The following is a 21,400-nucleotide window of genomic DNA, read 5'->3' on the forward strand; positions in this document are numbered from 1 at the left end:
CACCGCGTCGACCGGGGGAGCCCCGGTCCGACGAGGGACCCGTCCACCGGGATCCCCTCGCCGGGCCGGGGCTCCTCCGCGTCCGGGGCGCGCCTACCGCTCGAGCTCGCGGACGAGACGGCGGAGACCGCCCTTCGGCGGGACGAGGACGGGGTCCGGCCACCGGGGCGAGAGGTGGTCGCCGAGCGTCACCCGGCGCAGCTTGCGGCCGACGAGGGGGAGGACCCAGTCGGCCGCCCAGCGGCGCTGCTCGCGCAGCCGTGCGCGGAGGCGGAGCGGCTCGGGAGCGTCCCAGGGCCCGGTCGAGATCGTGTGCGGCACGCCGAGCGTGTCGAGCACGCGGCCGGCCAGGACGCGGTGCCCGCGCTTGGAGAGGTGCATCCGGTCGGGCGACCAGAGCACGGGGGAGTGGAACTCCCGCATCGCCCAGTAGTCGACGAGGATCGCGCCCCGCTCGCGGGCGATCCGGCGGACGGCGCTGTTGTAGAGGTGGTTGCGGCGCAGGAACATCCGCGGGGCGGGCAGTCCCGGGATGTCGACGCCGGTGAAGAGCACGAGGGAGGCGCCGGTGGTCGCGAGCGCGTCGACGAGCGCCTCGTAGCGGGTGATCAGATCGACGGTGTCGGTGCCGAGGTCGAGGATGTCGTTGCCGCCGGCGTACAGCGTGATCAGGGTGGGGCGGAGCGCGAGGGTGGGCGCGAGCTGGTCCTCGGTGATCTGGGCGAGGCGCTTCGAGCGGACGGCGAGGTTCGCGTACTCCCAGCCCGGCTCGGCCTTCGCCAGGCGCTCGGCGACGCGGTCGGCCCAGCCGCGCACTCCGTTCGGCAGGCGCGGGTGCGGGTCGCCGACCCCCTCCGTGAAGGAGTCGCCGAGGGCGACGAAGCGGCGGCGGCGGTCGTCCATCCGCTCAGCCTCGCCCCCGGGGGAGGACGCGGGGTGTCCGCCGGGTGTCGGGGAGGCGGCGGCGGGCTCCGAGCCTCCTGCGAGGTGCGCGCGGCTAGGGTGTTGCGGTGATCGATGGTGGACCGGGCCGCTCCCCGGAGGACGACGACGCGGCGACCCCGCCGGTGGACCGCGGGCCGGACGCCGGCCCGGAGGACGACGCCGACGACGAGGCCCTGGAGTGGGCGGGCGAGGGCGCGGACCCGACGCTCGCCGCGGGGACGGCGCGCGTGCGCCGGACGCCCCGCGCGGTCGCGGGGGCGGGCCCGGCGGACGACGGCTCGGACGACGACGACCCCGAGGTCGAGGACCCCGCCGACGAGGCCGCGTCCTCGTCCGCTCTGCTGATCGCCGCGGGCATCGCGGCCGGCCTCTACCTCCTGTACGCCATCGCCTGGGCGATCACGGCGACGCGGCAGTCGCCGGTCGCCACGGCCGGCTTCGCGGGCGATGCGCTCGGCGGCGCCCTCTACTCGCTCGGGCTCTGGCTGGCGGTCCTGGCGCCGCCGGTGTGGTTCGCCGTGGTGCTCCTCGCCACCCGCGACTCCCGGGTGCGCACCCGCGTGCTCTGGCTGGTCGCCGGACTCGTCCTCCTCTCTCCGCTGCCGTTCCTGAAGGGGGCCTGATGACCGACTCGACCCGGGCCACCCTCGGCGGGACCGGCCGGCGCGACCGGCCCGGCCGGCGCCTGGCCGCCTCCGTCCTCGTCGCCGTGGTGTTCGCGCTCTTCTTCGCCTGGGACGTCTGGGAGGCGGTCGGCAACCTGATCGGCCTGCGCAGCGCTGCTGCACTTTTGGGCACCGACCTCAATCCGACCGGGTGGGCAGTGCTGCTGGTGGCCTTGTGCATGCCGGTGCTCTGCTTCACCGTCGCCGTGATGCTCGGGCGGAGGCGGGGGGTATTAGCGAGGACGGGTTTGCTTGCGGCCGCCCTGTGTCTCTCCGCCGTAATAGCCCTCGATGTGCAGCTCATATTCGGCGGCATGAATCTCTTCTCGCTGAGCTGACCGGCGGCGTCACACGGCGCGGGGCGCGCGCACCCCTCCGCTACAGTGACGGGGGGCTGCCGACGCCCCCGCCTCGGTGCCCGCTCCGTCCCCTCTCCGAAGGAAGCGCCTCTCGTGACAAAGCCGGTCGTCCTGATCGCCGAAGAACTCTCGCCCGCCACCGTGGACGCGCTCGGTCCCGACTTCGAGATCCGCTCCGTGGACGGCACCGACCGCCCGGCGCTGCTCGAGGCCCTCGCCACAGCGCACGCGATCCTGGTGCGCTCCGCGACGCAGGTCGACGCGGAGGCGATCGCCGCGGCCCCCTCGCTCCAGGTGATCGCCCGCGCCGGTGTGGGCCTGGACAACGTCGACATCACCGCCGCGACCGCCGCGGGCGTCATGGTCGTGAACGCGCCGACCTCGAACATCATCTCGGCCGCCGAGCTCACCGTCGGCCACATCCTGAGCCTCGCCCGCCACATCCCCGCCGCGCACAGCGCGCTCGCGCAGGGCCTCTGGAAGCGCTCGAAGTACACGGGCGTCGAGCTCTACGAGAAGACCGTCGGCATCATCGGCCTCGGCCGCATCGGCGCGCTGATCACCGCGCGCCTGCAGGCCTTCGGTGTGAACGTCGTCGCCTACGACCCCTACGTGACCAGCGCCCGCGCGCAGCAGCTCGGCGTCACGCTCCTCTCCCTGGAGGAGCTGCTGGCCGAGAGCGACTTCATCACGATCCACATGCCGAGGACCCCCGAGACGACGGGCATGATCTCGGACGATCAGCTGGCGCTGATGAAGCCGTCGGCGTTCATCGTGAACGTGGCCCGCGGCGGCCTCATCGACGAGGACGCGCTGCACCGCGCGCTCGTCGCGAAGACCATCGCCGGCGCCGGACTCGACGTGTTCGTGAAGGAGCCGCCGACCGGATCGCCGCTGCTCGCCCTCGAGAACGTGGTCGTCACTCCGCACCTCGGAGCCTCGACCGACGAGGCGCAGGAGAAGGCCGGCGTCTCGGTCGCCCGCTCGGTGCGCCTCGCGCTCTCGGGCGAGCTCGTGCCGGACGCCGTGAACGTCGCCGGCGGCGTGATCGACGAGTACGTGCGCCCCGGCATCCCGCTGGTCGAGAAGCTCGGCCAGGTCTTCTCGGGCCTCGCGGACTCGCCGGTCACCTCCATCGACGTCGAGGTGCGCGGCGAGCTCGCCGGCTACGACGTGAAGGTCCTCAAGCTGGCGGCTCTCAAGGGCGTGTTCACCAACGTGGTCTCGGAGACGGTGTCCTACGTCAACGCGCCGGTGCTCGCGGAGCAGCGCGGCATCGAGGTGCGCCTGATCACGGAGCCGGTCTCGGACGAGTACCGCAACGTGATCACGCTGCGCGGCGCGCTCTCGGACGGCTCGCAGATCTCGGTCTCGGGCACGCTGACCGGCACCAAGCAGGTCGAGAAGATCGTGGCGATCAACGGCTACGACGTCGAGGTCCCCCTCGCGAAGCACCTCGTCGTCATGAGCTACGTCGACCGCCCCGGGATCGTCGCGGTCTACGGCCGCGAGTTCGGCGACGCCGCGGTCAACATCGCGGGCATGCAGATCGCGCGCACCGAGGCGGGCGGCAAGGCGCTCTCGGTGATCACCATCGACTCGCCCGCCCCCGACGGCCTGCTCGAGAAGGTCCGCGTCGCGATCGACGCCGACCTCATGCAGGAGATCGACATCACCGAGCAGTGAGCACGCGGCGGTTCGCTCAGGTCGACGTCTTCGGCGCCGCGCCGTTCCGGGGCAACCCGGTGGCGGTCGTCGTCGACGGCGACGGCGTGGGCGACGCCGCGATGGCGGAGTTCGCGCGCTGGACGAACCTCTCCGAGACGACCTTCCTCCTCCGCCCGAGCGACCCCGCGGCCGACTACCGGCTGCGGATCTTCACGCCGGGCGGGGAGCTGCCCTTCGCCGGGCACCCGACCCTCGGGAGCGCGCACGCCTGGCTCGCGGCCGGAGGGACGGCCCGCGCGGCGGGGGAGCTCGTGCAGGAGTGCGCCGCGGGTCTCGTCCGACTGCGGGTGACGGAGGAGGGCATCGCCTTCGCCGCCCCGCCCCGCCGGCGGACCGGACCGGTCGACGAGGCGACGCTCAAGCGGGTGGCTGCGGCTCTGCGGATCCCGCGCGCGGAGATCCTCGACCACGAGTGGGTCGACAACGGTCCCGGCTGGCTGGCCGTGCGGCTCGCGTCGGCGGAGCAGGTCCTCGCGCTGCGGCCGGACCAGGCTCTCCTCGCCGGGCTCCCCGTCGGCGTCGTGGGCGAGCATCCGGCGGGAGGCGAGTGCGCGGTCGAGGTGCGGGCGTTCATCCCCGACGCCGGTGTGTCCGAGGATCCGGTGACGGGGAGCCTCAACGCGGGGATCGCCCAGTGGCTGATCGGCAGCGGCGTGCTGCCCGAGCGCTACACGGCCGCTCAGGGGGCGGCGCTGGGCCGAGCCGGGCGCGTGCGCGTCGAGAGCACGGACGGCGCGATCTGGATCGGCGGCGCGACGGTGACCCTGATCGACGGCGTCGTCGAGCTGTAGCGGGTCCGCCGGGGCGGCGCGGTTCAGCTCCCGAGGAGGCGCTGGACGACCGCGAGGACGTCCTCGGCCTCGCCGCGCGACTGCGAGCCCGTGGGGAGCAGGGCGGAGTTGTAGTAGAGCCCGTCGCTCATCAGGACGATCGCCCGGGCGACGAGCGGGTCGCCCACGGCGTCGGCGACCACCTCGTTCCAGCTGTCGTGGATCCGCGCGAGGCCCCCGCTGGCGCGCTCGTCGTGCCCCTGCGCGATGCGCGACACGGCGAGGATCGTGCGGTCGAAGGCCGAGTCGGCGGCGAAGGAGGTGCGCAGCAGGTAGGCGACCACGCCCTCGGGAGCAGCGAGGCTCTGCGCGACGTCCGCCTCCCGCCGCGCGTCGAGGCGCTGCAGGAGCCCGTCGACGAGGGCGTCCTTCGAGGGGAAGTGGTAGAGCAGCCCGCCCTTGGAGACTCCGGCCTCGCGGGCGACGGCGTCGAGGGTCGCGGCGCGCTCGCCCTGCTCGATGAGGAGCTGCTCGAACGCGTCGAGGACGCGGTCGCGGGCGGGGGCAGGAGGCACGGCGACCATCCTACGGCGGATCAGTGGCGACTGTACCGGCTGGACGGTATACTCTCTCCGTTCTCCTCTGAAAGGTCGTCCCCGTGTCCGCGCGCACCGCTCCCGTCTCCACCCACGACACCGCCGGCGCCGCCGACCGGGTCGGGCGACGCGCCTGGGTGGCGCTCGCGGTGCTGATGCTCCCGGTGCTGCTGGTCTCGGTCGACAACACGGTGCTGAACTTCGCGCTCCCCTCGATCGCCGAGGATCTGGGGCCCTCCGGCACCGAGCTGCTGTGGATCGTCGACGCCTACCCGCTGGTGCTCGCGGGCCTGCTGGTGGCGATGGGCAGCCTCGGCGACCGCGTCGGGCGGCGGCGCCTCCTGCTGGTCGGCGCGGTCGGCTTCGCCGCCGTCTCGGTCGTGGCCGCGTTCGCTCCCACCGCCGCGGCGCTCATCGGCGCCCGCGCGGCACTGGGCTTCTTCGGCGCGATGCTGATGCCCTCGACGCTCTCGCTCCTGCGCAGCGTCTTCCCCGACCGCGACCAGCGCCGCCTCGCGATCGCGATCTGGGCGACCGGCTTCGCCGTGGGCTCGGGCATCGGCCCGCTGGTCGGCGGCGTGCTGCTCGAGCACTTCCCCTGGGGGTCGGTGTTCCTGCTCGCGGTGCCCGTGCTGCTCCCGCTGGTCGTCCTGGTGCCGATCCTGGTGCCGGAGTCGCGCGACCCGCAGCCCGGCCCGGTCGACGTGGTCAGCATCCTGCTGTCGCTGGCGACCATGGCGCCGGTCGTCTACGCGGTGAAGTCCTTCGCCGAGCACGGGATCGACGCGGTCGGCGTCGCGGCGCTCGTCGTGGGCGTCGTCTCGGGAGTTCTGTTCGTCCGCCGCCAGCAGCGCCGGGCCTCGCCGATGCTCGATCTCTCGCTCTTCCGCCGCGGCTCGTTCAGTGCGGCGATCGTGGTCAACCTCCTCAGCGTCACCGCGCTGGTCGGCGGGCTCTTCTTCCTCTCGCAGCACCTGCAGCTCGTGGTCGGGCTCTCGCCGCTGGAGGCGGGCCTCGTGCTCGTGCCGGGCCTCGCCGTGATGATCCTGGCCGGGCTCGGCGTGGTGCCGATCGCGCGCCGCGTCGCTCCGCGCCTCGTCGTCCCGGCCGGACTGCTGGTCTCGGCCGTCGGGTACATCCTGCTGGCACTCGGCAGCGGGGCGCCCGGAGGAGCGTCCGCCCTCACCGTCGCTGTCGCCTTCGCGTTCCTCGGCCTGGGCATCGGCGCGGCCGAGACGGTGTCGAACGAGCTGATCCTGGCCAACGCGCCCGCCGACAAGGCCGGTGCGGCCTCCGCCGTCTCCGAGACCGCCTACGAGCTCGGCGCCGTCCTCGGCACCGCGACGCTCGGCACCGTCCTCACCGCCGTGTACCGCGGGGGAGTCGTGCTGCCCGAGGGCCTCGACGCCGCGCAGGCGCAGCGGGCCGGGGAGACCCTCGGCGGCGCCGTCTCGGTCGCCGGCGAGCTGCCCGCCGACTCCGCCGCGAGCCTCGTCGCGTCGGCGAGCGCGGCGTTCGACTCGGGCGTCGGCTGGTCGGCCTGGCTCGGTGTCGTCCTCGTGCTGGCCGCCGCCGCGGTCGGCGCCTGGCGCCTCCGCCGGAGCTGACGCTCCTCCTCTCCTCCCGAGGGAGGCCGCCCGGGACGCGCAGCGCCTCCCGGGCGGCCCTCGCCAGCCCGACGGGGGGCGCGTGCCCCGGACCGCGGCGCGGGCGGGCCGCGAGTACGCTGGGGGGACTCCGACCCCGTACGCCTGAGGACCGCCATGCCCCGCACCGTGAAGCTCGCCGTCATCCCCGGAGACGGGATCGGGCCCGAGGTGACCGCCGAGGCCGTCAAGGTCCTCGACGCCGTCACCGCCGACTCCGATCTGGTGCTCGAGACGACCACCTTCTCGCTCGGCGCCGCCCGCTACCTCGAGACCGGCGACGTCCTCACCGACGAGGACCTCGCGGCGATCGCGGGGCACGACGCGATCCTCCTGGGCGCCGTCGGCGGAGCACCGGGCGACCCGCGCCTCCGGGACGCGAACATCGAGCGCGGGCTGCTGCTGCGGCTGCGCTTCGAGCTCGACCACTACGTCAACCTGCGGCCCACCCGTCTCTACGCGGGCGTCCCCTCGCCGCTCGCGGCTCCCGGCGAGGTCGACTTCGTGGTCGTCCGCGAGGGCACGGAGGGGCCCTACGTCGGTACCGGCGGCTCGATCCGGCAGGGCACCCCGCACGAGATCGCCAACGAGGTGTCGGTCAACACCGCCTACGGGGTCGAGCGCGTCGTCCGACACGCGTTCGAGCTCGCCCGCACGCGCCGCTCCCGGCTGACGCTCGTCCACAAGACGAACGTCCTCGTCTTCTCCGGCTCGCTCTGGAAGCGGATCGTCGACGAGGTGGGGGCCGCCTTCGAGGACGTGGCCGTCGACTACCTCCACGTGGACGCCGCCACGATCTTCCTCGTGACCGACCCTGCTAGGTTCGACGTCATCGTCACCGACAACCTCTTCGGCGACATCCTGACCGATCTGGCCGGCGCGATCAGCGGCGGCATCGGACTCGCGGCCTCGGGCAACATCAACCCCGACGGCGCGTTCCCCAGCATGTTCGAGCCGGTCCACGGATCCGCGCCCGACATCGCCGGACGGCAGCTCGCCGACCCGACCGCCGCGATCCTCTCGGCCGCGATGCTGCTGGACCACCTCGGCCGGAGCGACGAGGCCGCCCGCGTCACCGCGGCCGTGACCGCCGACATCGAGTCGCGCGACGGCACCCCGCGCTCCACGGCCGCGATCGGCGACTCCGTCGTCGCCCGCCTCCGCTGATCCCCCGCAGAAGGACACCACCACGATGAGCACCGACTCCGCCCCCGCCGACCTCGCGTTCGAGGTGACCGCCGCCCCCGCGCCCCGCTCCGCCGAGGAGCGCGCCCGGATCCTCGCGAACCCCGGCTTCGGCATGCACTTCACCGACCACATGGTCGGCCTCCGCTGGACCCGCGCGGACGGCTGGCACAGCGCCCGCGTCGAGCCCTACGGCCCGCTCGCGCTCGACCCCGCCGCCGCCGTCCTGCACTACGCGCAGGAGATCTTCGAGGGGATGAAGGCCTACCGCCACGAGGACGGCTCCGTCTGGACCTTCCGCCCGGAGGCGAACGCGCGCCGCCTGCAGCGCTCGGCCCGCCGTCTCGCGCTGCCGGAGCTCCCGACGGACCTCTTCGTCGAGTCGCTGCGGCAGCTGATCGCGGTCGACGGCGACTGGGTCCCCTCGGAGCCGGAGACCAGCCTCTACCTGCGCCCGTTCATGTTCGCGCAGGAGGCGTTCCTCGGCGTGCGCGCGGCCGAGGACGTCGGCTACTACGTGATCGCCAGCCCCGCCGGCGCCTACTTCTCGGGCGGCGTCGCCCCCGTGTCGATCTGGCTCTCCACCTCCTACGCCCGGGCGGGCAAGGGCGGCACGGGAGCGGCGAAGACGGGTGGCAACTACGCCTCCTCCCTCCTCCCGCAGCAGGAGGCCTACAGCCACGGCTGCGCGCAGGTCCTCTTCCTCGACTCGCAGGAGTCGCAGTGGATCGAGGAGCTCGGCGGCATGAACGTGGTGCTGGTGAAGAAGGACGGCACGCTGGTCACCCCGGAATCGGACTCGATCCTCGAGGGCATCACGCGCGACAGCGTCCTGCAGCTCGCCGAGGACCGCGGCCACCGCGTCGAGCGGCGCCGCGTGAGCATCGACGAATGGCGCGACGGAGTGGCCTCCGGCGACGTGGTCGAGGTGTTCGCCTGCGGGACCGCCGCCGTGATCACCCCGATCGCCGAGCTCAAGGGCGAGGGCTTCTCCGTCGGCCGCGAGAGCGCGCCCGCCGGGGAGCTCACGATGTCGCTCCGCGAGGAGCTGACCGGCATCCAGTACGGACGCCGCGAGGACACGCACGGATGGATGACGAGGCTGGACGCATGAAGATCGCACGATTCGCCACGCAGCGCGACGGGGACAACGGGGGAGCGATCCACTTCGGGATCGTGGACGAGGACGACCTGGTCGTGCTCGCCGGCGACCCGATGTTCGCCGGGTTCGACACCACGGGGGAGCGCATCCCGATCGCGGAGGCGAAGCTCCTCGCGCCGGTGATCCCGCGCTCCAAGATCGTCGGCATCGGGAAGAACTACGCCGACCACGCGGCCGAGATGGGCGGCGACGCCCCGGCGGAGCCGCTGGTGTTCCTCAAGCCGAACACGTCGGTCATCGGCCCGGACGAGGCGATCGTCCTCCCCGAGGACAGCCAGCAGGTGGAGTTCGAGGGCGAGCTGGCGATCGTGATCGGCGCCGTGGCCCGCAACGTCCGCGCGGAGGACTACGAGGACGTGGTCTTCGGGTACACGATCGCCAACGACGTCACCGCACGCGACCTCCAGCGCTCCGACGGCCAGTGGGCGCGGGCGAAGGGCTACGACACCTTCTGCCCGCTCGGACCGGTCATCGAGACCGAGTTCGTCTGGAACGAGAGCGCGATCGAGACCCGCGTCAACGGGCGCGTGCAGCAGTCGGGCAGCACCGGCGACATGATCCACGGGGTGCCCGAGCTCGTGGCCTACGTCTCGCGCATCTTCACGCTGCTCCCCGGGGACGTGATCCTCACCGGGACGCCCGCCGGCGTCGGGCCGATCGCGAACGGCGACACCGTCGCGGTGGACGTCGAGGGCATCGGCACGCTGTTCAACCCGGTGGTCGTCCGGCGCTGAGCCCGGGCCCTCCTCCGCGGAGGGACGAGCGCCTCCGGCCCGCAAGGATCCTCGGATCCGGCGGGCCGGACGCGTCCGAGCGGGACGTCAGTCGGCGCTCGCCGGGTCGCTGCCGACCGCGCCCTCGGTCTCGTCCGGCAGGTCGGCGTCGCCGGAGACGGTGTCCCCTCCGCTGTCGCCGTCGGTCACGGCGTCCGTGACACCGCGGTCGATCGCGGTGCCCCCGGGAGCGGCCCCCGCGGCGGAGGCGTCGGCCGCGTCCTCGCCGGGCAGCACCGTCTGCGCGCCGCCGGTGTTCGGGGCGGCGTCGCCTCCGGATCCGGGAAGGTCCTCGTTCACGTTCTGGTCGGCCATGTCGGCTCCTCTCGTCGGGGCTCCAGCCCAGCACGCGACGGGCCCCTCCGCAGGACGTTGACAGCGCGGGGACGAGGGGGCAGAGGCGGGCCGTGAGGCCGGGCGACGCGCCTTCACCGTGCTCCCCGGCGCTGTCAAGCGGACTGCCTCCGGGGCCGTCTGGTCGTAGCGTCGAGCTATGAACTCCTCCCGCACCGACTCTGTCAGCCGCATCGCCCGGGAGGACTTCGGCTGGTCGTCGCTGCTCCCCGGTCAGCGCGAGGCGATCGAGTCGGCGGCCTCCGGGCGCGACACGCTGCTGGTGCTGGCGACGGGCGGCGGCAAGTCCGCGGTCTACCAGATCGCCGGAGCCGAGCGCGGCGGCGTCGTCCTGGTCGTCTCCCCGCTCGTCGCCCTGCAGGCCGACCAGCTCGCCGCGATCGAGGCGGCTCCGGCGGCCCCGCCCGCCGTCGCGATCAACTCCTCCCAGGGCGCCGCGGCCGTCGCCCGCGCCTGGGACCGGATCGACGAGGGCGGCCCGCTCTACGTGCTCCTGGCGCCCGAGCAGCTCGCCAAGCCCGAGAACGTGGCGCGTCTGGCGGCCGCGGGAGTGTCGCTCCTGGTCGTCGACGAGGCGCACTGCGTCTCCTCCTGGGGCCACGACTTCCGCCCCGACTACCTCCGCCTGGCCGATGTGCGCGGCGAGCTCGGAGACCCGCCGGTGCTCGCGATGACCGCCACCGCCTCCGGGCCGGTGCGCGACGAGATCATCGAGCGCCTCCGGATGACCGACCCCGAGATCCAGGTGCACGGCGTCGACCGTCCGGAGATCCGGCTGGTGGTGCACCGCCACGAGAGCGAGAACGAGAAGCGCGCCGCCGTGGTCGAGGAGGCCCGCAGCTGGACGGCTCCGGGCCTGGTCTACGTCGCCACCCGCAAGGAGACGGAGGCCTACGCGGCCGACATCGCGGCGGAGGGGCGCCGGGTCGCGGCGTACCACGCCGGACTCAAGGTGTCCGAGCGCAAGGTCGTGCACGAGCAGTGGCGCGCTGGCGAGCTCGACGTCGTCGTCGCGACCTCGGCCTTCGGGATGGGCATCGACCGGGCCGACGTCCGCTTCGTGCTGCACGCGACGACCACCGAGTCGCTCGACGCGTACTACCAGGAGATCGGCCGCGCGGGCCGCGACGGCGAGCCGGCGACGGGCGCGCTGCACTACCGCGCCGAGGATCTGGGTCTCCGCCGCTTCTTCGCCAAGCGCTCGGTCGACAAGGCCGCGCTGCGCGTGATCTGGGCGGCCGTCTCGGAGCAGCCGGGGCTCGACTCCGCGGCTCTCGCGAAGGAGCTGGGGAAGCCGGCCCGCACGATCGCCCGGATCGTCAACGATCTCGCGGACGCGGGGCTGGTGGAGACCGGCTCCGGTCTGCGCGGGACGCGCGAGGCCTCCGGCGACGAGGCCGTGCACGCGGTGAAGGAGGCTCTGGCCTCCCGCGAGCGGATCGCGGAGTCGCGCCTGTCGATGATGCGCGCGTACGCGGAGACCAGCCAGTGCCGCCGCCGAGTCCTGCTGGACTACTTCGGCGTGGAGTCGGCCGAGTGGTGCGGCAACTGCGACGGCTGCGAGCGGCACGAGGCGAGCGGCGAGACCGTCGAGGCGCCCGTGGACGCCCCTCTGAGCGTCGACGAGTCGGTGGAGCACCGCGAGTGGGGCGCCGGCACCGTGATGAGCGTGGAGGCCGACCGGGCGACGATCTTCTTCGAGTCCGAGGGCTACAAGGTGCTGTCGTTCCAGGCGCTCGAGTCCGGCGTCCTGCGCGAGCACGAGCACGCCTCCGCCTGACCCCGGCTCTCCGCGCCGGCCGATCGCCGCTCGCGGGACGCCGCTCCGGTACGGCAGGCACGGCGTGCCGTGCACCGGAGCGGCGTCCCGCGGAGGGGGTCAGACCTTCGAGACGGCCGAGCTCACGTCGGTGGGCTTCTCGTAGTCGCCGTCCGGGATCGCACGGAGGGCCTCGAGGACGTCGCCGTCCGCGCCCTCCGTCTCCGCGGTCTCGACGATCGTGTCTTTCGAGGCGGGGTAGTCGATGCCCGAGAGGTACTTCTGGATCTGGATCGGGTTGGGTGCGTCCATCGTGCTGTCCTTTCGTCGCCTTGCTGAGTGTTACGAGTGCTCTTCGGCGAAGAGCCGGTCGAAGGCGTCGACGCGCCGGTCGGTGACCGTCGTGGGCGTCTCGAGGTGCACGGCGCCGCTGGGCACGAGGCCCGCGCCACCGAAGCGCTCCATGACGCGCCACTGCGCGGCGACGTCCTCACCGCTGTGCTCCGGGGGCAGCTGCTCCCAGAAGTCGAAGCCGCCGACGGCCAGGAGGGCGTCGCGGCGGTAGAGGACGCACGCGCCCAGCCAGGCGACCCGGTACGCGCGCCAGGCGCCCTCCGGGACGTCGAGGCGGGCGGCGACGTGCGTGAGATTCGCCGCGTTGTGCAGCGGCCAGCGCTCGAACTCCGGGGTTCCGCGCCGCACCCGCTCGGGCTCCACGCGCTCCTCCCAGGTCTCGAACGACTCGGTCTCGTGCGGGCGCACGTCCTCGAGGTAGGACAGGCCCTGCACCGCGGAGCCGACGAAGCCGCAGTCGAGGCGCTCGAGGGCCTCGTGCAGCCGCGAGAGCGTGCCCGGCTCGAGCCACACGTCGTCGTCGAGGAAGAGGACGGCCGGGGCGGTGGCGAGGGAGAGGAGGTAGTGCCTCTGCTCCGCGAGCCCGCGCCGGGGCAGGTGCCGGCGCACCACCGGAGCCCGGCCCTGCGCCTCCAGCACGCGCAGCATCGCGAGGATCGTCGGGTCGCTCTCGGCGACCGCGTCGTCGGACTGGTCGCTTACGATCACGCGGAAGGGCGGGTCGTCCTGGGCGGCGAGTCCGGCGAGCGTGGCGGCGAGCTCGGCACGGCGGCCGACCGTCGGCACCAGTACGTCGATCAGCGGCTGCCGGGGAGCCTCCGGGACCCCCCAGCGCCCGGACCACCGGCGGCTGGTCACGGCGCGGCCGATCGGATGCGCTGGACCATCTCGGTCGTGGAGTGCTCCGAGACGTAGCCGACCGTGGTGACGACGCCCCCGTAGGAGCGGACGACGGCCGCCTCCGCGAGCATGTCGGGGTTGTAGTCCCCGCCCTTCACGTAGACGTCGGGCTGCACGCGCTCGAGCAGCGGGATGGGGGTGTCTCCGCCGAAGAGAGTCACGTAGTCGACGCAGCCCAGCTCGGCGATCACGCCCGCGCGGTCGCCCTCCGGGTTGATCGGCCGTCCCTCGCCCTTCAGCCGCCGGACGGAGTCGTCGTCGTTCACCGCGACCACGAGCACGTCGCCGAGCTCGCGGGCCTGGCGGAGGTAGGCGGTGTGGCCGCGGTGCAGGACGTCGAAGCAGCCGTTGGTGAACACCACGCGGCGACCGCGGCGCGCCTGCTCCGCGAGCACCTCGACGAGGGCGTCCTCGCCGAGCACGACGGCGCCGGGAGCGGCGAGGGAGGCGAGCAGGTCGTCGCCCGAGCAGACGGAGGTGCCGGGGCGCTGCACGACCACGTCGGCGGCGGCCTGCGCCAGATCGACGGCGGTGGCCAGGGAGCGGCCGGCGGCGAGGGCGAGGGTGGCGGTCGCGGCGAAGGTGTCGCCGGCGCCGGACGCCTGCTTCTCCTCCGCGGGCTGAGCGAAGGTGCGGCTGACCGTGCCGTCGGCGTCGAGCGCGGTGGAGCCGTCCCGGTCGAGGGTGACCACGACGTGCCGGGCGCCCGAGCGGGCGCGCAGGTCGTCCGCCGCGTCGCGCACGGCGGCAGCCCGCTCCGTCCCGCGGCCGAGGGAGCCGCCGAGCAGCCGCTCCGCCTCCTTGGCGTTCGGAGTGACGAGGTCCGGCCGGGCGAAGGCCCAGTCGGCGAGCTCGTGCGCGTCGACCACGAGGAGGCCGGGGCGCTCGACGGCGAGCAGGCGCTTGACGGCCTCGCGGAGGATCCCCGAGCCGTAGTCGCAGACCAGGACGGCGTCGGCGCCCGCGGCGGCCTCGGCGGCGGCACCGGCGAGCAGGGCCAGCTCGTCGTCGGCCGGGCGGTGCGGGCCGGAGTCGACGCGCAGCATCACGCTGTCGCCGCCGACCACGCGGGTCTTGATCGTCGTCGCGGCGCCGGTGCGGACGACCCGGGAGGTGTCCAGGCCGGCCCGCTCGAGGGCGCGCACGAGCCGGTCGCCCTCGGAGTCGCGTCCGGCCACGCCGACCGTGCGGACGACGGCGCCCAGCGCGCGCAGGTTGGCGGCGGTGTTGGCGGCCCCGCCCGCGACGTCGACGACGTCCTCGAGCCGCAGGACCGGCGCGGGCGCCTCCCGCGTGACGCGCTCCGCCTCGCCGAGCCACCAGGAGTCGAGGATGAGGTCCCCGATCACGGCGACTACGGGCGGGCGCTCGTGGACGTGCGCCAGGAGGGCGCTCGCCCGCTGGAGCGCCGAGCCCTCGAGGCTCACCGCGCGCCTCCCGGCAGAACGGGCAGGCCGAAGTGCACGACCGTGGTGGTGGTCATCTCGTCGAGCAGCTCCGGGCCGTAGCCGAAGCCGGAGCCGGACGCTCCGCGGGGCTGGGCGCTGCCGCCCGGCGCTCCTCCGAAGACGCCGTTGACCTTGACTGTGCCCACCGGCAGCGTCGCCGCGGCCCGATGGGCGTGCTCCATGTCGGCGGTGAGGATCGAGGCGGCCAGACCGTAGGGGCTCGCGGCGGCCAGGTCCAGGCCCTCGTCGAATGAGTCGACGACGCGGATCGGCGCGACGGGCCCGAAGGTCTCCTCCGTCATCACCAGCATCGACTCGGTGCAGTCGGCCAGGACGGTCGCGGGGTAGAAGGTGCCGTCCCCGGGGGTGCCGCCGGTGAGGGCGCGCGCGCCGCTATCGAGCGCCTCCGTGACATGCTCGTGGACGGCGTCGCGCATGCGGGCGTCGACGAGGCGGGGGAGCGGGCCTGCGCTCCAGCGATCGGCCTCGGCGACGAGCGCCGCCGTGAACGCCTCGGCGATGTCGCGGTGCACGTAGATCCGCTCGACGGAGGTGCAGATCTGGCCGGCGTTGGCGAAGGCGCCCAGCGCGGCCTGCTCGGCGGCCCAGACCGGGTCGACGTCGCGGTCGACGACGAGCGCGTCGTTGCCGCCGTTCTCGAGGATCACGTGCGCGCCGGTGACGGCGGCGACCCGGGCGAGCGCGCGGCCGGTGGCGGTCGAGCCGACGTGGGCGAGGACGTCAACGCCCTCGGTGCGCGCCAGCTCGTCGCCGACCGCCCCGTCGCCCTCGACCAGGGTCAGCACGCCCTCGGGCAGCGCCTCGGCGAGGATGCTCGTGAAGAGGGCCCCCGTGCCCGGGCTGCGCTCGCTCGGCTTGTGCACGACGACGTCCCCGGAGACGATCGCGGCGCCCAGGAGGCCCGCGGCGACGGCGACCGGGTCGTTCCACGGAGTGAGGGCGAGCACGACACCGCGCGGGTGCGGCAGGGCCAGATCGACGTTGAGAGCCCCTCCGCGCAGGCTCCTCCCGCGGTGAAGCGGGCCGAGCTCGGCGTACTGGAGCAGCGTGTCGACACCGGCGCGCACGCCGCCCAGCGCGTCGCCGGCGGGCTTGCCCGTCTCCTGCGTGTTGAGGTCGGCGAGCTCCTGCTCGTGCTCGGCCACGCGGTGGGCGGCGGCACGGAGCAGGGCGCCGCGCTCGGCGGGCGCGGTGGCGGCCCACGCGGGGAACGCGGTCCGCGCGCGGCGGACGGCGTCGGCGGCGGTCGTGGCGGGGGTCGTGATGTCGATGGTCACGGTCACCTCTCGGTCGGGGGCGCCCGCGGAGTGGCGGACGCATCCGTCCGGTACCCGGGTGGTGCGCGCCTAGACACGCCGCCTCCGGAATCCGCCCCCGGATCGGCGACGGGCTCGCCCCCGATCCGGTTTCGGATCGGCCCCGGCGGGGAAGTGGAGGAGTGCACCGTCCCCGGAGCGGCGCCCGCGCGCCCTCCGCACCTGAGAGGAACCCGTCGTGGTCGCCATCGCCCCCCTCCGAGAGCCCTTCGCCGGAGTCGAGAGGATCGCCGTCCTGCGCGGCGGCGGACTCGGCGACCTGCTGTTCGCGCTGCCCGCCGTCGACGCCCTCGCGGCCGCCTACCCGGGAGCCGAGATCACCCTGCTCGGGACGCCCGCGCACCGGGTCCTGCTGACGGGCGTCGAGTCGCCGATCGCCGACGTCGAGATCCTGCCGGTGGCGCAGGGCGTCCGCGACGGAGAGGGGGAGGACCCCCGGGTCGTCGAGGACTTCACCGAGCGGATGCGCGCGCGCCGCTTCGACCTGGCCGTGCAGCTGCACGGCGGCGGGCGCTACTCCAACCCGTTCCTCCAGCGCCTCGGCGCGCGCCACACGATCGGGTCGCGCACCGACGACGCCGCGGAGCTCGAGCGCACGATCCCCTACGTCTACTACCAGCACGAGATGCTGCGGGCGCTCGAGATCGTCGGGCTGGCCGGAGCGCCCGCGACCCGCCTCGAGCCGGCGCTCGCCGTGGATCCGGAGCGGCGGGACCGCCTCGCCGCGGCGCTGCCCGCGGGCGGCCCGCTGGTGCTGATCCACCCCGGCGCGACCGATCCCCGCCGGCGTTGGCCCGCCGCCTCCTTCGCCGCCGTGGCGACGGAGCTGCTGGCGGACGGCGCGCGCGTGCTGATGGTGGGCGACGCCTCGGACGTGCCCGCCGCCGACGAGATCGTCGCCGGAGCGCCGGGAGCGGTCTCCTGGGCGGGCGTCGTGGACCTCCCGGACCTCGCTCCGCTGCTCTCGCTCGCCGACCTCGTGCTCGGCAACGACTCAGGACCACGCCATCTCGCCGCCGCGGTCGGCGCTCCGACGGTCGGGGTCTTCTGGGTGGGCAACGCGATCAACGCCGCGGCCCTCGGGCGGCAGCGCCACCGGGTGCAGCTGAGCTGGACCACGCACTGCCCGGTCTGCGGGCGCGACGCCACGCAGGTCGGCTGGACCGCTCCGCGCTGCGAGCACGACGTCACGTTCGTCGGCGATGTGCGCGTCGAGGCGGTGCTCGAGGACGTCCGCGGGGTGCTCGCCTCCACCCGCTGAACCGCGAGACGCCGCCTCGGTACGCGACGCGCCGGGGCGTGCGGACCGAGGCGGCGTCTCGCGGAGGGGGATCCGGGGCGCGCCCGGATCAGCGGATCACGGCCAGGACGGCTCCTCCTCGTGCGTGATGACGAGCTCGCGGACCTCGCAGCCGCGCGGCTGGCCGAGGACGAACATGACGGCGTTCGCCACGTTCTCCGGGTCGTTCAGCAGCGCGTCCGGACCCGGCTTGTACTGCTCGTCGCGGTCGTCGAAGAAGCGCGTCTTCATGCCCGACGGGATCAGCGTGGTCACGCCGATCTCGCCCTTGGTCTCGGCCGCGAGCGCGCGGGTGAAGCCGAGCACGCCGAACTTCGAGGCGCAGTACGCGGTCGCGTCCGAGACGGCCTTGATCGCGAGCGAGGAGGCGACGGTGACGACGCGGCCGTGCGTCTCGGTGAGGAAGGGCAGCGCCGCCCGGACGACGGCGGCGGTGCCGAGGAGGTTGACGGAGATGACGCGCTCCCACTCCTCCGGCTCCACATCGACGAGGCGGCCGCAGCGGTCGATGCCGGCCGCGGTCACGACGGCGTCGAGCCCGCCGTGCTCGCGGGCGATCTCGACGACCGCCTTCTCGGCCTCGCGGGTCTTCGCGACGTCGACCTGGTAGGCGGCGACGCCTTCCTTCACCGACGAGACGTCGCGGTCGAGCACGATCGGGGTGCCGCCGGCGGCGGTGACCGCGGCGGCGACGGCCGCACCGAGCCCGGAGGCTCCTCCGGTGATCAGGACGCGGCCGATGGGGGTGGGAGTGGTGCTCATGGTTTCCTTCCGGGAGTGGTCTGCGGGCCTCGTGTGCCGCGGGTCAGCCGACGCGCGCGAGCGCGGCGGCGAGATGGGTGGTCGAGCGGCCCGGGTGGTACGGCACGGTCAGGACCCGGCCGCCCCACTCCGCCACCGTCGCCGTCTCGGGGAGGGACTCGGCGGAGTAGTCGCCGCCCTTCACCCAGACGTCGGGGCGGATGCGGCGCAGCGCCTCGTCCGGCGTGTCCTCGCCGAAGACCAGCACGGCGTCGACGCACTCGAGCGCGAGCAGCAGGTCGACGCGGTCGTCCTCGGGGATGATCGGCCGCGCCGCGCCCTTGAGGCGCCGGACGGAGTCGTCTGAGTTGAGGCAGACGATCAGGCAGTCGCCGAGAGCCCGTGCTGCGGAGAGGGTGCGGGCGTGGCCGGCGTGGAGCAGGTCGAAGCAGCCGCCCGTCGCGACCACCGTTCCTCCTGCCGCGCGGACGGACTCGGCGACGCGCAGGGCGTCCACCCCGCCGCCGTGGAGGGGTGCGGGGTCGGCGGGAGCGGAGAGGGAGGCGACCCCTCCCGCGAGGAGGTAGGCGCCGGCTGCGGCGACCGCCGCCTGCACCGCCTCCGACGTGCTCGCACCCTCGGCGAGGGCGACGGCGGCGGAGGCGGCGAACCGGTCGCCCGCGCCGCACGGGTCGGTGGGCGGCACGGCGACGGCCGGTGCGACGACCGGGACGCCGGCGCCGCGGGAGCGCAGCAGGGCGCCGGAGGATCCCATCGTCACGGTGACCGCACCGCAGCCCCAGCGCTCGAGGAGGGTGGTCGCGGCGGACTCGGCGCGCGTCACTCCGCGGCCGACGGCTCCCGAGAAGGCGGTGGCCTCGGCCAGGTTCGGGGTGGCGAGGGAGGTGGCGGCGACCGGCTGCGAGCCCCGCGGGTGCGGATCCCACGCCAGCGGCACGGTGAGCGCGTCGAGCGCCGTGCGGAGCGACGGCTCCTCGGTCAGGCGGCGGCCGTAGTCGGCGACGATCACGGCGTCGGCGTCGGCGAGCGCGGCGAGCATGGCGTCGGTGACGCCGGGGACGGGCGGCGTCTCGCAGCCGCGGTCGATCCGTACGACGGCCTGGCCGGAGGCGGCGACGCGGGTCTTCACCGGCGTCGGCGCTCCCGAGGGCCCGGCGACCAGGCGGACGCCGGACAGCTCGGCGCGCAGCTCCGCCACGTCCGGATCCGAGTCCTCGGCGAGCGCGGTCACCAGCGTCACCTCGTGCCCGTCGCGGGCGAGCATCCGGGCGACGAGTCCGGCACCGCCGGCGCGGGCACTGCGGGCCGACACGTCGACCACGGGGACGGGGGCGTCCGGGCTCAGCCGCTCGGCGGGTCCGGAGAGGTCGACGTCGAGCATCACGTCGCCGACGACGACGAGGCGCAGGCGGCTCACGCGGCGGCCGCCGTCCGCGCGCGGATCCGGTGCTCGAAGGCCCGGCAGAGCGCGTGCACGAGCACCAGCTGCGCCTCCTGCACGTTGGAGCCGTGGCCCTCGAGGGCGATCGCCTCGTCGCAGAGCTCGGTGAGCGGGTTCGGCCCCTCGCCGGTCAGCGCCCACGACCGGGCGCCCGCCGCACGGGCGGCCTCCGCGGCGTGGAGGAGGTTCGCGCTGCGTCCGCTGGTGGAGAGCAGGACCACGACGTCGCCCGCCCGGGCGTGCGCGGTGACCTGGCGCGAGAACACGTGGTCGAAGCCGTAGTCGTTGCCGATCGCGGTCAGGCTCGACGTCTCGGCGTGCAGCGAGATGGCGGAGAAGGGGACGCGGTCGCCGTCGAAGCGGCCGACGAGCTCGGCGGTGAGGTGCTGCGCCTCGGCCGCGGAGCCGCCGTTGCCCGCGGCGAGCAGGCGCGCGCCGGAGTGCAGGCGGTCGGCGAGCTCGACGCCCCAGGCGGCGATCCTGTCGGAGTGGCGCTCCAGCTGCGCGACCGCGTCGAGCGCGCGCGCCACGTGGTCGTCGACGAGGCGCCGGGCGGCGCCGGCCGGGGTGTCCAGAACGGTGTCGATGGTCGCGGTGTCGATGGTCATCGTCGCGGAGCCGCCTTCCGGGTGGTGGGGGATGAGGGTGCGCTCGTGGCGCCGGTGAGGAGCGACTCGTCGCCGAGGCCGGCGAGGGTCGTGACGTAGGCGCGCTCGGTGTCGGCGGCGACGCGATCCCAGGAGTAGCGGGACTCGACGCGCTCGCGGCCGGCGGCCCCGTAGGCGCGGGCGCGGTCGGGGTCCTCCAGCAGCGAGCCGAGGGCGGCGGCCAGGGCGACCGGGTCGCGCGGAGGCACGTGGACCCCGGTGACGTCCTCGACCACGGTGTCGATCAGGCCGCCCACGGAGGAGGCGACGACCGGCACGCCGCAGGCCATCGCCTCGAGCGGAGTGATGCCGAACGGCTCGTACCAGGGCGCGCAGACCACGACGTCGGCCGAGCGGAGCATCGCGGGCATCTCGGTCTGCGAGAGCTGGCCGACGAAGTCGACGCGGTCCGCGACGCCGAGGCTCTCGGCCACGCCGTGCAGCCGCTGGTACTCGGGGTCCGCGGTCAGCGCGTCGCCGGAGCCGGAGCCCCCGACGACGACGAGCTCGGCGTCGTGACCGGCCGCGACCAGGTGCGCGAGCGCCTCGATCGCGATGCCCATGCCCTTGCGCGGCACCAGGCGCCCGATGGTCATCAGCCGCGAGCGCTCGCCGCGGGGCGCGACCGGGCCCTCGACCGAGAACCGGTCGATGTCGACACCGCAGGGCACCACCGAGATGCGCGAGGTCGGCACGCCGAGCCCCTTGAGCTCGAAGGCCTCGTCCGAGCAGGTGGCGACGACGCCGTCGGCCCTCTGGCCCACTCCGGGCTCGAGCCAGGCGCGCTCCTCGGGGCTGGTGTCGAGCGCGCCCTGCTGGCGGCGCTTGACCACGCCCAGCGCGTGGAAGGTGTGGAGGACGGGCACGCGCCGCCCGGTGGCGCGCTCCACCCGCTCGGAGGCGTCGAGCGCGGCGACCCCGGACATCCAGAAGTGGCTGTGCACGAGGTCCGGCCGCTCCTGCAGCCACTCCTCGGCGAGGTCGACGGCGAAGTCGCCCATGAAGGGCAGCAGCTCGTCCTTGGACACCCGGCGCGGCGGCCCGGCGTCGATGTGCACGACCTCGACTCCCGAGGTGAAGGGCACGCGCCGGGGCAGGGAGGGGTCGTCGCGGCGGGTGTAGACGACCACGCGGTGGCCGCGGCGGGCGAGCGCGTCGGCGAGCGCCGCCACGTGGACGTTCTGGCCGCCGGCATCGACGCCGCCGAGGGTCGCCAGCGGGCTCGCGTGCTCCGAGACCATGGCGATCGTCAGCGCGGGCGCGGCGGAG

21 protein-coding genes are annotated in these 21,400 nt (G+C 74.5%); 10 read left to right on the forward strand and 11 right to left on the reverse strand.

Annotated elements, in window-relative coordinates:
• Positions 1-93 precede the first annotated feature (93 nt).
• Positions 94-903 (reverse strand): SGNH/GDSL hydrolase family protein, encoded by an 810-nt coding sequence (locus C5C35_RS04980; protein WP_104261560.1) that lies wholly within the window; start codon positions 901-903, stop codon positions 94-96.
• A 107-nt stretch (positions 904-1,010) separates the two neighbouring features.
• Between C5C35_RS04980 and C5C35_RS04985 the strand changes: the two genes are divergently transcribed.
• The 4 genes from C5C35_RS04985 to C5C35_RS05000 all read left to right on the forward strand — a co-directional run bounded on the left by C5C35_RS04985 (position 1,011) and on the right by C5C35_RS05000 (position 4,488).
• Positions 1,011-1,568 carry a hypothetical protein gene (locus tag C5C35_RS04985; protein WP_104261559.1) on the forward strand — a complete coding sequence of 186 codons (558 nt, stop codon included), beginning with the start codon at positions 1,011-1,013 and terminating at the stop codon, positions 1,566-1,568.
• Positions 1,568-1,948: a hypothetical protein gene (locus C5C35_RS04990; RefSeq protein ID WP_104226250.1), complete on the forward strand. Its 381-nt coding sequence runs from the start codon at positions 1,568-1,570 to the stop codon at positions 1,946-1,948. Before C5C35_RS04985 ends, C5C35_RS04990 begins: the two co-directional genes overlap by 1 nt.
• 114 nt (positions 1,949-2,062) lie before the next feature.
• A complete protein-coding gene (serA, locus tag C5C35_RS04995; RefSeq protein WP_104223535.1) occupies positions 2,063-3,655 on the forward strand; it encodes a phosphoglycerate dehydrogenase in 1,593 nt (530 codons plus the stop codon).
• Positions 3,652-4,488 (forward strand): PhzF family phenazine biosynthesis protein, encoded by an 837-nt coding sequence (locus C5C35_RS05000; protein WP_104261558.1) that lies wholly within the window; start codon positions 3,652-3,654, stop codon positions 4,486-4,488. The genes serA and C5C35_RS05000 overlap by 4 nt, the downstream gene beginning before the upstream one ends.
• A gap of 23 nt (positions 4,489-4,511) precedes the next feature.
• Here the strand turns inward: C5C35_RS05000 and C5C35_RS05005 are convergent, their stop codons facing one another.
• Entirely contained in the window at positions 4,512-5,051 is a 540-nt protein-coding gene (locus C5C35_RS05005) for a TetR/AcrR family transcriptional regulator (RefSeq protein ID WP_208543367.1), read from the reverse strand.
• 74 nt (positions 5,052-5,125) lie between these two features.
• On the opposite strand from C5C35_RS05005, the gene C5C35_RS05010 reads away from it, so the two are divergent.
• The 4 genes from C5C35_RS05010 (at position 5,126) to C5C35_RS05025 (ending at position 9,790) form a co-directional block, all read left to right on the forward strand.
• Complete coding sequence (locus tag C5C35_RS05010; RefSeq protein ID WP_258059394.1) at positions 5,126-6,670, forward strand: MFS transporter; 1,545 nt, start codon at positions 5,126-5,128, stop codon at positions 6,668-6,670.
• A 156-nt stretch (positions 6,671-6,826) separates the two neighbouring features.
• Positions 6,827-7,876, forward strand: coding sequence for a 3-isopropylmalate dehydrogenase (locus tag C5C35_RS05015; RefSeq protein ID WP_104261557.1), 1,050 nt, complete (start codon positions 6,827-6,829; stop codon positions 7,874-7,876).
• A gap of 25 nt (positions 7,877-7,901) precedes the next feature.
• A complete protein-coding gene (locus C5C35_RS05020; protein ID WP_104247447.1) occupies positions 7,902-9,008 on the forward strand; it encodes a branched-chain amino acid aminotransferase in 1,107 nt (368 codons plus the stop codon).
• Complete coding sequence (locus C5C35_RS05025) at positions 9,005-9,790, forward strand: fumarylacetoacetate hydrolase family protein (protein WP_104247446.1); 786 nt, start codon at positions 9,005-9,007, stop codon at positions 9,788-9,790. Before C5C35_RS05020 ends, C5C35_RS05025 begins: the two co-directional genes overlap by 4 nt.
• A gap of 87 nt (positions 9,791-9,877) precedes the next feature.
• Here C5C35_RS05025 and C5C35_RS05030 read toward each other — a convergent pair whose 3' ends face one another.
• The gene (locus C5C35_RS05030; protein ID WP_104247445.1) at positions 9,878-10,144 is read right to left on the reverse strand and encodes a hypothetical protein; all 267 of its coding nucleotides are present in this window, start codon (positions 10,142-10,144) and stop codon (positions 9,878-9,880) included.
• Positions 10,145-10,322: 178 nt separating this feature from the next.
• Here C5C35_RS05030 and C5C35_RS05035 point away from each other — a divergent pair, with 178 nt between their 5' ends.
• Complete coding sequence (locus C5C35_RS05035; protein WP_104247444.1) at positions 10,323-11,963, forward strand: RecQ family ATP-dependent DNA helicase; 1,641 nt, start codon at positions 10,323-10,325, stop codon at positions 11,961-11,963.
• 99 nt (positions 11,964-12,062) lie between these two features.
• On the opposite strand, the gene C5C35_RS05040 is transcribed toward C5C35_RS05035, so the two are convergent.
• Genes C5C35_RS05040 through C5C35_RS05055 form a run of 4 tightly spaced genes read right to left on the reverse strand, consistent with a single transcriptional unit; the run spans position 12,063 to position 15,942 of the window.
• A complete protein-coding gene (locus C5C35_RS05040) occupies positions 12,063-12,254 on the reverse strand; it encodes a DUF2795 domain-containing protein (protein WP_104262690.1) in 192 nt (63 codons plus the stop codon).
• A gap of 30 nt (positions 12,255-12,284) precedes the next feature.
• On the reverse strand, positions 12,285-13,154 hold the full coding sequence (locus tag C5C35_RS05045) for a glycosyltransferase family A protein (RefSeq protein WP_219812158.1): 870 nt from the start codon (positions 13,152-13,154) through the stop codon (positions 12,285-12,287).
• Positions 13,151-14,623, reverse strand: coding sequence for a D-glycero-beta-D-manno-heptose 1-phosphate adenylyltransferase (gene rfaE2, locus C5C35_RS05050; RefSeq protein WP_104261711.1), 1,473 nt, complete (start codon positions 14,621-14,623; stop codon positions 13,151-13,153). The genes C5C35_RS05045 and rfaE2 overlap by 4 nt, the downstream gene beginning before the upstream one ends.
• Positions 14,620-15,942 (reverse strand): aldehyde dehydrogenase, encoded by a 1,323-nt coding sequence (locus C5C35_RS05055; protein WP_258069009.1) that lies wholly within the window; start codon positions 15,940-15,942, stop codon positions 14,620-14,622. Before C5C35_RS05055 ends, rfaE2 begins: the two co-directional genes overlap by 4 nt.
• Before the next feature lie 217 nt (positions 15,943-16,159).
• Here C5C35_RS05055 and C5C35_RS05060 point away from each other — a divergent pair, with 217 nt between their 5' ends.
• The gene (locus tag C5C35_RS05060; protein ID WP_104250149.1) at positions 16,160-17,242 is read left to right on the forward strand and encodes a glycosyltransferase family 9 protein; all 1,083 of its coding nucleotides are present in this window, start codon (positions 16,160-16,162) and stop codon (positions 17,240-17,242) included.
• A gap of 96 nt (positions 17,243-17,338) precedes the next feature.
• Here C5C35_RS05060 and C5C35_RS05065 read toward each other — a convergent pair whose 3' ends face one another.
• From C5C35_RS05065 to C5C35_RS05080, 4 genes are read right to left on the reverse strand one after another with little or no spacing between them, the layout of a single operon-like run.
• Positions 17,339-18,043, reverse strand: coding sequence for an SDR family oxidoreductase (locus tag C5C35_RS05065; protein WP_104250150.1), 705 nt, complete (start codon positions 18,041-18,043; stop codon positions 17,339-17,341).
• Between the two features lie 43 nt (positions 18,044-18,086).
• Positions 18,087-19,451: a PfkB family carbohydrate kinase gene (locus C5C35_RS05070; RefSeq protein ID WP_104262721.1), complete on the reverse strand. Its 1,365-nt coding sequence runs from the start codon at positions 19,449-19,451 to the stop codon at positions 18,087-18,089.
• 5 nt (positions 19,452-19,456) lie between these two features.
• Positions 19,457-20,092 carry an SIS domain-containing protein gene (locus C5C35_RS05075; RefSeq protein WP_104262692.1) on the reverse strand — a complete coding sequence of 212 codons (636 nt, stop codon included), beginning with the start codon at positions 20,090-20,092 and terminating at the stop codon, positions 19,457-19,459.
• A complete protein-coding gene (locus tag C5C35_RS05080) occupies positions 20,089-21,384 on the reverse strand; it encodes a glycosyltransferase (RefSeq protein ID WP_104262720.1) in 1,296 nt (431 codons plus the stop codon). Before C5C35_RS05080 ends, C5C35_RS05075 begins: the two co-directional genes overlap by 4 nt.
• Positions 21,385-21,400: the final 16 nt, after the last annotated feature.

The organism is Rathayibacter sp. AY1F8, assembly GCF_002932165.1.
Taxonomy (GTDB): Bacteria; Actinomycetota; Actinomycetes; order Actinomycetales; family Microbacteriaceae; genus Rathayibacter.

Bases quoted from the DNA above. Each gene is read 5' to 3' on its own strand.
- C5C35_RS04980 (WP_104261560.1), bottom strand. From the start codon at position 903: ATGGACGACCGCCGCCGCCGCTTCGTCGCCCTCGGCGACTCCTTCACG.
- C5C35_RS04990 (WP_104226250.1), top strand. From the start codon at position 1,568: ATGACCGACTCGACCCGGGCCACCCTCGGCGGGACCGGCCGGCGCGAC.
- C5C35_RS05005 (WP_208543367.1), bottom strand. From the start codon at position 5,051: ATGGTCGCCGTGCCTCCTGCCCCCGCCCGCGACCGCGTCCTCGACGCG.
- C5C35_RS05015 (WP_104261557.1), top strand. From the start codon at position 6,827: ATGCCCCGCACCGTGAAGCTCGCCGTCATCCCCGGAGACGGGATCGGG.
- C5C35_RS05020 (WP_104247447.1), top strand. From the start codon at position 7,902: ATGAGCACCGACTCCGCCCCCGCCGACCTCGCGTTCGAGGTGACCGCC.
- C5C35_RS05025 (WP_104247446.1), top strand. From the start codon at position 9,005: ATGAAGATCGCACGATTCGCCACGCAGCGCGACGGGGACAACGGGGGA.
- C5C35_RS05030 (WP_104247445.1), bottom strand. From the start codon at position 10,144: ATGGCCGACCAGAACGTGAACGAGGACCTTCCCGGATCCGGAGGCGAC.
- C5C35_RS05035 (WP_104247444.1), top strand. From the start codon at position 10,323: ATGAACTCCTCCCGCACCGACTCTGTCAGCCGCATCGCCCGGGAGGAC.
- C5C35_RS05040 (WP_104262690.1), bottom strand. From the start codon at position 12,254: ATGGACGCACCCAACCCGATCCAGATCCAGAAGTACCTCTCGGGCATC.
- C5C35_RS05065 (WP_104250150.1), bottom strand. From the start codon at position 18,043: ATGAGCACCACTCCCACCCCCATCGGCCGCGTCCTGATCACCGGAGGA.
- C5C35_RS05075 (WP_104262692.1), bottom strand. From the start codon at position 20,092: ATGACCATCGACACCGCGACCATCGACACCGTTCTGGACACCCCGGCC.